Source organism: Pseudomonas sp. NUPR-002, from assembly GCF_056322725.1.
Genome location: NZ_CM150476.1, coordinates 3596725 through 3609057 on the forward strand (window position 1 = coordinate 3596725; position 12333 = coordinate 3609057).

At 57.1% G+C, this 12333-nt stretch carries 9 protein-coding genes; 2 read left to right on the plus strand and 7 right to left on the minus strand.

Annotated features, from left to right (window positions below; genetic code table 11):
* Positions 1 to 5: 5 nt before the first annotated feature.
* Genes tssC through tssA form a run of 3 tightly spaced genes read right to left on the minus strand, consistent with a single transcriptional unit; the run spans position 6 to position 3603 of the window.
* Positions 6 to 1481 (minus strand): type VI secretion system contractile sheath large subunit, encoded by a 1476-nt coding sequence (gene tssC / locus ACVWSC_RS16140; RefSeq protein ID WP_442107748.1) that lies wholly within the window; start codon positions 1479 to 1481, stop codon positions 6 to 8.
* A gap of 28 nt (positions 1482 to 1509) precedes the next feature.
* Positions 1510 to 2013: a type VI secretion system contractile sheath small subunit gene (tssB, locus tag ACVWSC_RS16145; protein ID WP_442107750.1), complete on the minus strand. Its 504-nt coding sequence runs from the start codon at positions 2011 to 2013 to the stop codon at positions 1510 to 1512.
* 33 nt (positions 2014 to 2046) lie between these two features.
* Positions 2047 to 3603, minus strand: a complete 1557-nt coding sequence (gene tssA / locus ACVWSC_RS16150; RefSeq protein WP_442107752.1) for a type VI secretion system protein TssA — start codon at positions 3601 to 3603, stop codon at positions 2047 to 2049.
* 348 nt (positions 3604 to 3951) lie between these two features.
* Here tssA and ACVWSC_RS16155 point away from each other — a divergent pair, with 348 nt between their 5' ends.
* Together ACVWSC_RS16155 and ACVWSC_RS16160 are read left to right on the plus strand one after the other, a co-directional pair.
* On the plus strand, positions 3952 to 4944 hold the full coding sequence (locus ACVWSC_RS16155; RefSeq protein WP_442107754.1) for a formylglycine-generating enzyme family protein: 993 nt from the start codon (positions 3952 to 3954) through the stop codon (positions 4942 to 4944).
* 21 nt (positions 4945 to 4965) lie between these two features.
* Complete coding sequence (locus ACVWSC_RS16160) at positions 4966 to 5970, plus strand: formylglycine-generating enzyme family protein (RefSeq protein WP_442107756.1); 1005 nt, start codon at positions 4966 to 4968, stop codon at positions 5968 to 5970.
* A gap of 56 nt (positions 5971 to 6026) precedes the next feature.
* Here ACVWSC_RS16160 and ACVWSC_RS16165 read toward each other — a convergent pair whose 3' ends face one another.
* From ACVWSC_RS16165 to ACVWSC_RS16180, 4 genes are all read right to left on the minus strand, one after another.
* Entirely contained in the window at positions 6027 to 8525 is a 2499-nt protein-coding gene (locus tag ACVWSC_RS16165; RefSeq protein WP_442107758.1) for a LysM peptidoglycan-binding domain-containing protein, read from the minus strand.
* Between the two features lie 19 nt (positions 8526 to 8544).
* The gene (locus tag ACVWSC_RS16170; RefSeq protein WP_442107760.1) at positions 8545 to 9378 is read right to left on the minus strand and encodes a DUF4123 domain-containing protein; all 834 of its coding nucleotides are present in this window, start codon (positions 9376 to 9378) and stop codon (positions 8545 to 8547) included.
* Complete coding sequence (gene tssI / locus ACVWSC_RS16175) at positions 9375 to 11423, minus strand: type VI secretion system tip protein TssI/VgrG (protein ID WP_442107762.1); 2049 nt, start codon at positions 11421 to 11423, stop codon at positions 9375 to 9377. Before tssI ends, ACVWSC_RS16170 begins: the two co-directional genes overlap by 4 nt.
* Positions 11424 to 11514: 91 nt before the next feature.
* On the minus strand, positions 11515 to 12033 hold the full coding sequence (locus ACVWSC_RS16180) for an Hcp family type VI secretion system effector (RefSeq protein ID WP_442107764.1): 519 nt from the start codon (positions 12031 to 12033) through the stop codon (positions 11515 to 11517).
* Positions 12034 to 12333 lie beyond the last annotated feature (300 nt).

The following is a 12333-nucleotide window of genomic DNA, read 5'->3' on the forward strand; positions in this document are numbered from 1 at the left end:
CCTGCCTACTCTTTGTCCAGCTTGCCGACCAGCGACAAGGTGAAGTCGGCACCCATGTACTTGAAGTGCGGGCGCACGTTGAGGCTGACGCGGTACCAGCCCGGCTCCCCTTCCACATCGCTAACGACAATCTGCGCGGCGCGCAGCGGACGGCGACCACGCACTTCTGCGCCAGGGTTCTCCTGGTCCGCCACGTATTGGCGAATCCACTTGTTGAGTTCCAGCTCCAGGTCGGTACGTTCTTTCCACGAACCGAGCTGCTCGCGCTGCAACACTTTCAGGTAGTGAGCAAGGCGGTTGACGATCATCATGTACGGCAACTGGGTGCCAAGCTTGTAGTTCAACTCGGCGGTTTTGCCTTCGGCACTGATGCCGAAGAACTTCGGCTTCTGCACCGAACTTGCGGAGAAGAACGCCGCGTTGTCACTGCCTTTGCGCATGGTCAGGGAGATGAAACCTTCCTCGGCCAGTTCGTATTCGCGGCGGTCGCTGACCAGCACTTCTGTTGGAATCTTGGTTTCGATCTCGCCCATGCTTTCGAAGTGATGCAGCGGCAGGTCTTCGACTGCCCCGCCACTTTGTGGGCCAATGATGTTCGGGCACCAGCGGAACTTGGCAAAGCTGTCCGTCAGTTTGGTACCGAACGCATACGCGGTGTTGCCCCACAAGTAATGCTCGTGGCTGTTGGCGACGGTTTCCTGATAGACAAAGGATTTGACCGGGTTCGCTTCCGGATCGTACGGGTTGCGCAACAGAAAACGCGGCAAGGTCAGGCCGATGTAGCGCGAGTCTTCCGACTGGCGGAAGCTCTGCCACTTGGCAAATTGCGGGCCTTCGAAGTGATCTTTGAAGTCTTTGAGGTCTGGCAGGCCGGTAAAGCTTTCCAGGCCGAAGAACGCCGGACCGGCTGCGGCGATAAAAGGCGCGTGGGCCATGCAGGCGACACTGGAGACGTATTGCATCAACTTGACGTCTGGTGCGCTGGGCGACATGAAATAGTTGGCGATGATCGCGCCGACCGGCTGACCACCGAACTGACCGTACTCAGCGGTATAGATGTGCTTGTACAGGCCGGCCTGCATGACTTCCGGCGAATCCTCGAAGTCGTCGAGCAGGTCCTGCTTGGAGACGTTGAGAATTTCGATCTTGATGTTTTCGCGGAAGTTGGTGCGTTCAACCAGCAACTGCAGGCCACGCCAGGCCGACTCCAGCGACTGGAAGTCGGCGTGGTGAAGGATTTCGTCCATCTGCCGGCTGAGCTTGGCATCGATCTCGGCGATCATGCGGTCGACCATGGCCTTCTTGACCGGCTCACCGTCATTCTGAGGCTTCAACAGCTCTTCGATGAACGCCGACACGCCGCGTTTGGCGATATCATAGGCTTCGTCGCCCGGTGTCAGGCGGGTTTCGGCGATGATGCTGTCGAGAATGCTGTACTCGCCATTGTCTTGGCTGTTCTGTGGTGCTGCACGAGTGCTCATAGGGTTGGCTTCCTTTGCGGATGGTGACTCAGGCGTCCGGGGCGGTGGCGTTCAAGCCCAGCTCACCCAGCACGCGGCCGCGCGATTCGTCGTCGGCGAGTACACCTTCGATGGCTTTACGGAATGCAGGGGCGTTACCCAGCGGACCTTTGAGGGCCACCAGCGCATCGCGCAGTTCCATCAGTTTTTTCAGCTCAGGCACTTGCTCGACCAGGCTGGCGGGATTGAAGTCCTTCATCGAGTTGACGTGCAGCGTCACCGCCAGCTCTTCTGTCTCGCTGTCTTGCTGCAGACGGTTAGGCACGCTCAGCGTCAGGCTCAGCTCTTGCTTGGCTAGCACCTCGTCGAAGGTCGCCTTGTCGATGCTGATCGGCTTGCGGTCTTCCACCTTGCGTTCGTCGCTGCGCAGGGTGTAATCACCGACGCTCAATAACTTCAACGGCAGTTCGATTTCTTCCTGAGCATCCCCGGTGCCAGGTTTGAAGGTGACGTTGATCCGTTCTTTTGGGGCTACCGAGCCTTCTTTGGCCATGGCTTTTCTCCGTGCGGTTGTTGGCCGAGTGGCCTATTCGAGTACCACTTCGAGGTCGAGGTGGCACAGCCTGCGATAAATCTCTTCTTTGCGTTCTCGCACGACGTGGTTCTGCGGCAACAACTCACAGCAGCTGTGCAGGAGGTGCAGCACATCCAGGGCAAGATCCGGCTCCCAGGCATGCAGGCCCGAGCGCTGAAGGTCTGCGTCGAGGGTTTCGAGCTGGGCTTTGGCCAGCTCGTACTTCTTGGCCATGTAGCACAGCCGGGCCAGGCTCAATTGCCAGCAAAACCGCGCGCGCCCGCCATGGGCGCTGTGCAGGCCTTGCTTGAGGGTCTGCACGGCAACCTTGAGGCCGTCCCGGCGCAGCACCGGCACTACCTGTTCAAGGGCCAGATCCCAAGCCGGCTGGCTGACAGCCGTGTCAACCTTGCGCGGCGCCCTGGCGCTTTGCAGGTGGGGCATCACATGGCCACTGATCCAGCTGCGGGTGGCCGGATCGGCGAATGGCGTGCCGTCGTGAAAGTGCAGCTCCACCACGCCGGGCAAGCGTTGAAGCAGCAGTGCAAAATGAAACTCCACTTCGCGCATCGCCTGATCGGCCTGCAACCCTTGCAGGCACTCCCAGGTCAGGCGCTGGCCGTCGAACCAGAACGGCGCCCGCGCCAGGCTCGCTTCAACCTCCACCAGCAAATCGGCGTATTGCCCATTGGCGTAGCGCTCCTGGTAGGCCTTCAGCTTGTCGGCCGGCAGCCCGCGTAGCGCCGTGACCTGTTCGCTGTTGCGCTCAGGGACGGTATCGATCGGCAGCCACAGCATGGTGCGGTTCAAACGCAACGCACGCACATCGACAGCCTTTTGCTTGAGCCACCAGGCGCACAGCGGCCGGGCCTGTTCCTGCAACCCACGCAACGTCTTCTGCGCATCCTTCTCGTTGTCGATCGGTGCGCCGGGGGCAAGCAACTGGCTGGCGACCTGCTGAACCTGGGTCACCACCGCCGCCACGATACCGGGCTCTGGCTGGCTTTCTGCCGCCCGCTGCACCATGGTTTTCAACCGTCGGCACAGCGGCAGTAACAGCGGCGCGTCATCCGCCAGATGCTCGGTAAACACGGCATCCAGACCTTCCAGATGCTCGACCATGCAGCGAAACAACGTCAGTTGCTCCCTGATCGGGACGCTATCGCTCAGCACCTGCTCAAGACGCAGCAGCAACCAACTGACAGCCGCCGTGCGGGTACGCCATTTGCCGGGATGAACCTGCAACCAATGGTGTTCACACAGGTAGTGCAGCATGCCTATGCCCGCCAGCAACCCGGCAAAGGACTCACGCTGATACAGCGCCCAGGTCAACCACACGGCAACGCGCAAATCCTTGGATTGCGTACGCAGCAACGCCTCACTGAGCGTTTGCACCTGCAACCAGTCGATTTGCCCGCTTTCATGCATGGACTGGGCTTTGGCCAACTCCGCTTCCAATGCCTCGAACTCGCTTGAAAAACGCACGTCCTCACCTGCAAAGCTTTCGCTGCAGATGGCGGAACTCGCGAGTTCAAGGTAGTGAGCCGACAAGGTACTTGAGTAGGACATTTATAGTGCTTTCATTGAAGTTGGCCGATACAACCACTTAGCGTGCGAACAGAACACCAAAGTATCCAGGTGCAAAAAACGCCACCAATACTTCCGAATGTTTGAACGCGAAAAAAACAGTGGAGCCAAGATACTCCGGGCAAGAAATAGTTCCCATAAGACCATTCCTCGTGGCTTGTGGGAATTTTCCCAAGAAGGCTGTCAGGAACAATATCTCGCACACTATGACATTGCGCCGCTGCGACACCGGTGTGAGAATTCACAACAATAAGCCCTGCCCTTAAAGGTCAGGTCAGAACTGAAACACGCCAATCACAGACTCAACTGGGCAACCATCCGAGCGTTCAAATGCAAAGAGCAATACAACTTTCGCTGTTAGGCATAGTGCTGCTGACAGGCTGTCAGGCTCAGTCCTATCCACTGCCCGAAAGCCAGAAGTTATCTGCCGAAAAAATTGCGCGAATTGCTGCGACAATCGAGCAGGCATACCCAAAACTTTCCGTCGAGGTCCGCAGTAAGCTGTTGATTACTGTGGTGCAGTCGCTGGACAACATGGTGTTTGTTGAAGGTGGCGAGTTTCAGATGGGGGATTTTGGTTGGCCGTATGATGACGATCCCACAAATCTATGTGACTGGCCGTGCGGGATAGAGCCGGAGGCGATGGGACGCATCAGCCCGTTCGGGGATGATGACTTTGTTCATCCCGTTAAGCTGAGCAGCTATCACCTATCTAGGTTTCAAGTAAAAATTGAAGAATTCGATCTATTCTTTACTGCCCACGGCAGGCCAGTATTTGATGCAAAATATCGGATTCGTGAGGATTTACAAAAGCGCTTTCACCCTGATCTTCCTACCGCGACCAAGGACTGGCAAGAAGCCAAGGATTATTGCAACTGGCTAGGGCAATTGAGTGGCTACCCGGTCGATCTGCCGACAGAGGCACAATGGGAGTATGCCGCTCGAAACCGAGGGCAGCACGTGGCATTTCCTACTGACAATGGTAGTTTAAACTACGGGCGAAACTTCCCAGACCCCGATATATTAGACACCTTTCCGGTCGCTAGTTTTGTTCCTAATCCGCTGGACATTTACAACCTTTCTGGCAATGCGACGGACTGGGTCAATGACTGGTATGGCAAAGATTATTATCGGTATTCTCCCATCGATAATCCACAAGGACCAAGCACCGGAACCCATCGAATCAGGCGAGGTGCGGATGTGACTGAGGAACCAACTTACAATTCCAGTACTGTCCGCCGCTGGGGCGACGAGCCGATAAAAAAAGACTACTACCCCACTGTGAGTTTTCGCTGCGCGATTCGGTCAGAAAAGCCCCTGTAATTTTCTCTACAGAGCTAGAGCATGAACTCTCAAACAGAAAGAAAAATAGCATTTCCTTTTTTAACCCTACTGCTTTTGGCAGGCTGCCAAGCCCAGTCCTACCCAATGCCTGAAAGCCAGAAGCTACCCGCCGAAAAAGTCGTCCAGATTGCAGTGACCATCGAGCAAAAATACCCAGAACTTCCTACCGAGATGCGTAGCAAGCTGTTGAATACCGTCGTGCAGTCGCTGGACAACATGGTGTTCGTCGAGGGCGGCGAGTTCCAGATGGGGGATTTTGGCTGGCCGTATGATGATGATCCCGCAAACCTATGTGACTGGCCGTGCGGAGTAGAACCTGAGCAGATGGGGCATATCACTATATTCGGGGATGACGACTTTGTTCATCCCGTCAAGCTGAGCAGCTACCACCTGTCTAGATTCCAAGTAAAGCTCGAGGAATTTGACCTTTTTTTTGTGGCACATGGAAAGCCGTTGTTCGACACAGCATTCAGAGAGCGTGAAGATCTAAAATTTCGCTATCGACCAAATCTTCCAGCACCTACTAAAAGTTGGCAGGAGGCCAAGGACTATTGCAGCTGGCTAGGGCAGTTGAGTGGTTACCCAATCGATCTACCAACAGAAGCGCAATGGGAGTATGCCGCTCGAAATCGCGGTCAGCATGTGATTTTTCCTACAGATAATGGAAGTTTAAATTACGAGCGAAATTTTCCACATCCTGATGAATCTAGAACATTTCCAGTTGATAGCTTTGTACCAAACCCATTGGGTATCTATAACCTCTCTGGCAATGCGACGGATTGGGTCAGTGACTGGTACAACAAGGACTATTACCGTAATTCTCCTGTCGAAAACCCGCAAGGGCCAAACTCCGGTACCCAACGAATAAGGCGCGGCTCAGGTGTACTAGAAGGTCCACTTCTGAGCGCCAGTACCGTTCGCCGCTGGGGAGTTGAGCCGATAAACAAAGGCTACTACCCTTCCGTGAGTTTTCGCTGCGCAGTTCAGTCAGACAAGAAACTATAACTTTAAAGGGCAAAATCACTCACAAGCGCCTTTGCCCTTTAAACACACTACTAATTTTAAGCCAGACCATCAAATAGTCCGCTATTACGAGCAGTCAGCAGCACTTTCTCTTTACGCCAAGCATTGCTAGGCGTCCACGCCACTCTGGTCGAAGACTCAACCCGTTGGTTAATCGCCAGATGCTCCACAAATCTATTGAACTGGTTTTGCTCATACCCGTCCAGAATGGCGTTTATTCTTTCTAAACTCACCATCGCATTGACCTTTTGAGCCGAGGGCGAGCAGTGCTCCAGTACTTCAATAAAATGCCGCCAATTGCGTATCTCCGAGAGCAGAATGACAAGTGCCTCCTCTTGCCGCTCATTAAAACTTTCGACAAAACCTTCGGTCAGCATGTAGACCATCGGGCCAAGCGTTTCAGGCGGGAGCAGGCTAAAAGATACTGGCTGCCCCTGAACCATCATGACTTTTTCCGATTTATGCTGTATCAAAAAATCAGCCATGTTCCGCGCCTCAGCTTTAGATGCAGAACGATTATTCCACCACTGGCTTATTGCTTCAGCACCTTCTTCAAACGCACTAAAATCGACCTTTGCTGGTAAAGTGGCGACCTGATAGAGACCAGAAGTTAGGTAGTCAAAAGCATCTTTCGTCACTCCCAAAAGGAACCGGTAGTCCATGTCCGCCAAGGCATTGCAAAACAGCAAGCTGGCCTTCCCTATCTGCTCAATATCCACCACCGTGCCAAACCCGCCTCCAGCTCCCGGCCCCAAAATCACAGAGCCTTTGCAGCTAAATGCCAAGCGATCTCTCGATACATCGAACCCAAACTCCCCACTCCCCCCAACCCCAAACGCCGCATTCCCCTCCGCAGTAATCTTCGCCAACTCCACCCAATTACTACTGGCATTCGCCTGCCCCACAACCACCTCCCCCAACCCTTGCTTGTCCGGCGCCACCCATTCAAACGCCCCGCTCAGCGCCCCACCGGCCTGCGCCCCGGCAAACGCATCGGCTTTGACGCCGATATGCCCGCTGGGGCCGACCGCCATGTTCGGTGTCCCTAACAATGCAGTCGCACCCGCCGGGGTTTCGCTGGGTTTGTATTGGGTTTTAACCCCCGCCTCGCCCTGCGCTTTGGCGCCAAGAAAACACGACAGTTCCAGCTTGCCGTTCAGGCGAAACACGCCAATGGGGTGCAGCACTTCCTTGCCCAGGGCATTGCGGTAGGACATGTTGGCGACATAGCCGCCCTGACTCGGGAAGAACCGGGTCAACGAGGCGGAGGCCTCTGCCAGCGAGAAGGCGGCGCTGCCTTTGACGCCGACTTCGATGTTGCCTTCCCTGGGGTTCCAGTTGTTCACGCCAGCACTGGCGCTGGCGGCAAAACGCAGGGCATGGGCCTCGGCGCTGACCGCATACCGCGAGGCATCGTTCTGATCGGAGGTCCAGGCCACTTCTTGATGCAAGCTGTTGAGCAGGTTGTCTTCCTTGCTGGTCCAGCTACTGAGCTTGAGTTCCAGATTGCCCAAGGGGCCGGCCTTGCGCCCTTCGCTGATGCCAGCTTTGATGTCCTTGATCAGATCACCTGCCAGCTGTTTGTTGAACGGTTTGCCGGCCATGACCCGTGTCGACACGCGCACCTTCCAGCGGGTGGTTTCGTGGTAAGGGACCGAGATGTAGTGACGCCGGGAGGGATCACTGAACAGAATGATTTCCACTACGCTGACACCACTTCGGGTTTGCTTGCCCTGCTGACGTGCAACGCTACGCCCTTTGCCATGCTTCAGGTCGGGCGCCGCGCTGTTGGCGTTGGTGGCGCTGTCTGCAGGCTCGGCGTTGCGCCGCGCTGCCAGTTGCACGCGCAGTGCGTTGATTTCACCGTCCAGCGCCAGGATCTTCTTGTCCTGCAAGCGCTTCCAGTTACTTTCAAACTGCGTTGAACCAACAAAGCTGGGGCTGTAACGCTGGTACCAGTCCCGCGCCTGCTGCAAGGTCGCCAGCTGTCCCTGCAGGTCTTCTGCCGAGGTCAGAAATGTGGCTTCGGGCGCTGGCGGCTTGCTTTCGCGGGTCAGCAACCCGGCCCCTTCGGCCTTGGTGGCCCAGGCTTGTTTGACGCAGTCGGCGCAGGCGCAACTGGCGTCGGAGTTCTGGCGTTTACTGCACTGGATAGAGGGTAACGCCTTGGCCAGGTTCTGATGCAGTTCGTCCATCAGTTTCTGCACCGCGTTGATTTCCTGCTTCAGCGCCTTGCACTGGGTGTCGGTCAACACGTAGAAGTGCGGTTCGCCGGTGATATGCGCGATATCGGCCAGTTCTTCCTCGCATTCGGTCTGGCACTTGGGCGTTGTCACGCTGCTGTTGTGCGATTGCAGCGGTGGCGGCAGCTCAGGTTCTGGCGCGCTGGCGGGGAGCTTCAGTTGCCAGCCGGGTTTGATGTAATCGGGGTGGTTGATGACCGGGTTAAGTGCCTGTATCTCGGATACTGTCGCGCCATGCTGCTGAGCAATTTTTCCCAGCGTGTCGCCGTGTTTAACCGTGTAGGTACTACTCATTTTTTGTCATCCTTGTGTTTCACAGGCGCTCTAGCTCAAGCAGCTTGTCGCCAAGGCCCAAGCCATCACGGGCCAGTACGTCGGCATAGGCAGCCTGACGGCTGAAGTCTTCGCCCTTGCGTAATGCCAGGCGTAGCCAGCGTTCCTGTTCGGCCACTTGCAGGTACCCGGCCTGGCGGGCTGCCAGGAGTTGTCGATAGACGAAGGCGGTTGGTTCGGGCATGGCCAGCACGGTTTGATAGCCCTGGGCAAAGCGTGCGGCCAACACCTGCAAACGCTGCAGCTCGAGCAGTTGCTGACGTTCGTGCCCGATGTGCAGCCAACCTGGTGCTTGTACCTCGACGTGCAACTCCGGCTGCGGGTGAGCCACACCACGCCAGCCCAGCTCATTGCGCCAGGCAAGGGTGGTGAGCGGCCCCATGAACTGCAGCACTTCGCGTTCGTCGAGGCAGCTCAACAACGGCTCCAGCCAACGCGGTTCGAAAAAACGCATCATCTGCGTCGGTGCGTCTTCCGTGCTGACGGTGAGCAGGCTGCGCCAATGTTCAACGGCCTGATCAAAGGCATGCTCATCCTTGAGATACGCCACAAAGCCAGCGCTGGCCTGCTCCAGCAGGTTGGCGGCATAGTCGGTGATTGCACCAGAGCGCGGACACATCAGGGCAAATGGTCCTGCGCTTTGCAGCGCGGCATAGCGGGTACCCTCCAGCAACGGGACACAACGTTCGATGTCATAACCAATGGCTTGCTCGACACGGGACGGCAAGTCCGGATCAAAACTGGTGTCGAGCATCACGCACAAGGTTCCCGCTGCTGCCGGCGTTTGAAACGGCGATGGGATGGACTGGATCATGATGAGTGACCTGCAGGATGGATCGGGCATTGACCTGAGGCGTCAGGCTGGCAATCCGGCGTGGGTAAAAGCGCGCCAGCCTGCGCTTGCTGTTGCAATAGCGCTACGCTCGGCAGCGCCAGTGCGACGGCGCTCGGCAGCGCTGCCAACATGCCAGGCAACAGTGCAGCAGCGCTGGCCATTGCAGGAGCGCCACCAATTTGAATCTCGCTGCTGCTGAAAATCCCGCCGGGGCCAATGACGATATGCTGGCCACCGCCTTGCAAACTGATGCTGCCCCCGGCGTCGATCACCACGTGGGCACCTGCCTTGATATGCACTTGCTGACTGGCATCGATCACCAGCGTTTGCCCGACCTGGACATGGCGGCTGTCGGCGACGAGCAGATAATCGTTGGCCTTGAGTTCCACTTTGCGATCGGCTTTTACCGTGTGCTGTTCTTCGGCTTCGAGCACGACGATGCTGTTGCCCTTGATGGTCTCCCGCCTTTCGTTGCCGACTTCCAGGCGGCTGTCGTTTTCGATTTTTTGCTCCATATCGCGCTGGGCACGCAGGTAGATCAGTTCCTGCCCACTGCGGTCTTCGATCGAAAGTTCGTTGTAGCCGCCGCTGTCAGGCGTGCTGCGGCTGCGCAGCACGGTTTTGGTCTTGTTGGCGGGCAAGGGATATGGCGTTGGTGTGAGCTTGTTGGCAATGCAACCGCTGATCAGCGGCTGGTCGGGGTCGCCTTCCAGGTAGGTGACCAGCACTTCCATGCCGATGCGCGGAATCGTCACCGCGCCAAAACCCGGGCCCGCCCAGTTGGAGGCCACCCGCAGCCAGCAACTGCTTTTTTCGCTGTTCAGCTCGGCGCGGTCCCAGTGGAACTCGACTTTGACCCGGCCGTATTCATCGCAGTAGATTTCTTCGCCTTCCGGGCCGGTGACCCGAGCGGTCTGGCAGGTCAACTGCGCTGGACGCTTGACCAGCGGCGGACGGTAAAACACATCCCACGGCGTGGCCCTGAAGCAGTTACGGTAGCCCTGGCTGAAACCGCCTTCGGGCGGGCTATCGATGCTGGCCGACTCTTCCAGCACCTGCGGCTGTTTGCCTTGGTGAGTCACACTGAGCAACAGCCACAAATCGTTGTAGGCTTTGCGCGGGTGCTCGCTCAGTTCAAAAAAATGGCCGCTGCGCAGCAAGGGCTGATCGCTGCTGCCTTCGGCCAATTGATAGTCGGTGCGGTGCCGTTCCAACGCCTGACGAGCAAGCTGTTTGCTGCGTTCTTCGCTTTCGTTGGGGACCGGGTAGCGGTAGTCCTCTAGGGCCGGGCTGAAGTCGGCGCTGGTCTGTTTCTCCAGCAAACGGCTGGGACGCTGAAAATCATAGGTGCGTTGGGTCACCTTGTTGGTACGGGTGCTGAAGCGCTGGCTGAACTGGCTGACCACCGGGTACTCGGCGACCATACCGGCCCCTTGCCGAAAAGGCGTTGCACTGAGCTTGGGGAAAAACGTCTGGTGGTCGCTGAACTCCAGGTGGTGGCCCTGGGGGCTGTGCTGGTGAAACCAGGCAATGCCCTCTTCGCTGCAGAGCCTTGATACAAAGCTGAAATCCGACTCCGCATATTGCGTGCAGTATTCACGTTCGCTGCAGTTGCTGACATGAAACGTGAAGGCATCGGCCTGAATGCCATGCCCCTGCAGCACCTCGGTGATGATCTGTGGCACCGTCTTCTGCTGGAAGATCCGCTGCTGACGGCTGAACTGCAGGTAGTGCAGCGCCGGTACCAGGGTCAGTTGATAGTGGATCAGGCGGGTACCGGGTTCGCCGATCAAAACATCTTCGATGTGGCCGTGAATGCCTTCGCCATTGTGGCCAAAGCGCAGGAATGCCGACTGGCCAATCAGGCTGTCGAGGTCGAAGTCTGGGTGCTCGCTGACCAGCTCAACAGTAATCGCATACAGCTGGCTGATGGCTTCGGTGCCGTGAAAGGCCAGGACTTTGAAGTCGTTGCGCACGCTAGGAATAAGTAATTCGAAATGCACACCCTTGGCCGACGTAAACATAGGCTTGTCCTTGAGAAAGACGCTCAGAAAGGCGCATCAACAGTGATGAGCGCACGCAGGCCGGTCCTGCGTGCGCGACGGTCAGAACGCCTTAGCCAGCGACCGGGACACGCCAGTCATCGGAACCGGAAGTACCGGAGACTTCGTGGGTCCAGGTGATTTTGCGGTAGGTGAAGTGCACGTCTTCGAGGTGGGTGAAGTGCGAGTTCGCCGGGTCCTGGCAGTTGTGCATGTAGTCCTTGATATCGACGATGATCGCGTCTTCCAGGGTGGTGGTGTAGTAGTGCTCCTGGGTGCCGGCCGCCGAGGTGCGGTACCACTTGATTTCGATTTTGGTCAGGCGTTCACCAGACGTCAGGGCCGCCAGCAGTAGCGGCGAGGCCTTGTCGAAGACTTTGGTGATGACCACAGGTTTGTGCACGCGCTGACCAGTCGGTTGGCCGGACTGTGGGTCACGCGGGATGATCACCTGGTGCTGGAAACCCTGAACCATGACCTGGTCTTCGTGACCTTCCTGGTAGGTGTTGCCAACCGAATCGGCGGTGAACGCACCGGCGGTGATCAAGCCTTGTTTGGTGCCGGTCACGGACATGTAAGCGGGGGTAGCCATGAAAACTCCTTGCTGAAAATAAAGGTGCCCGACCGGGAAAAATCACCCGGCGGGTACCTATAGCCAAAACAAGGAGCGTGCCAGAAGCTGCAGAAGCCTTGTAAACCGGGGCTTGCAGCAGCTCAAGGGGTGGCTGCAGCCACAGATGCCAGGGCACTCAGGTAAAAAGTGCGCAACTTCTTGCGCAGTGCTGCGCAAGAAGTTGCGCACTCGTCTGTACACAACGAAATACAAGGCCTACAGCGCTGTGCACAGAGCCTTACCCACATTTGAGTGCGCAAAAAGTTGCGCAGTGCGTTT

Bases quoted from the DNA above. Each gene is read 5' to 3' on its own strand.
- tssB (WP_442107750.1), bottom strand. From the start codon at position 2,013: ATGGCCAAAGAAGGCTCGGTAGCCCCAAAAGAACGGATCAACGTCACC.
- ACVWSC_RS16165 (WP_442107758.1), bottom strand. From the start codon at position 8,525: ATGAGTAGTACCTACACGGTTAAACACGGCGACACGCTGGGAAAAATT.
- tssA (WP_442107752.1), bottom strand. From the start codon at position 3,603: ATGTCCTACTCAAGTACCTTGTCGGCTCACTACCTTGAACTCGCGAGT.
- ACVWSC_RS16160 (WP_442107756.1), top strand. From the start codon at position 4,966: ATGAACTCTCAAACAGAAAGAAAAATAGCATTTCCTTTTTTAACCCTA.
- tssI (WP_442107762.1), bottom strand. From the start codon at position 11,423: ATGTTTACGTCGGCCAAGGGTGTGCATTTCGAATTACTTATTCCTAGC.
- ACVWSC_RS16180 (WP_442107764.1), bottom strand. From the start codon at position 12,033: ATGGCTACCCCCGCTTACATGTCCGTGACCGGCACCAAACAAGGCTTG.
- tssC (WP_442107748.1), bottom strand. From the start codon at position 1,481: ATGAGCACTCGTGCAGCACCACAGAACAGCCAAGACAATGGCGAGTAC.
- ACVWSC_RS16155 (WP_442107754.1), top strand. From the start codon at position 3,952: ATGCAAAGAGCAATACAACTTTCGCTGTTAGGCATAGTGCTGCTGACA.
- ACVWSC_RS16170 (WP_442107760.1), bottom strand. From the start codon at position 9,378: ATGATCCAGTCCATCCCATCGCCGTTTCAAACGCCGGCAGCAGCGGGA.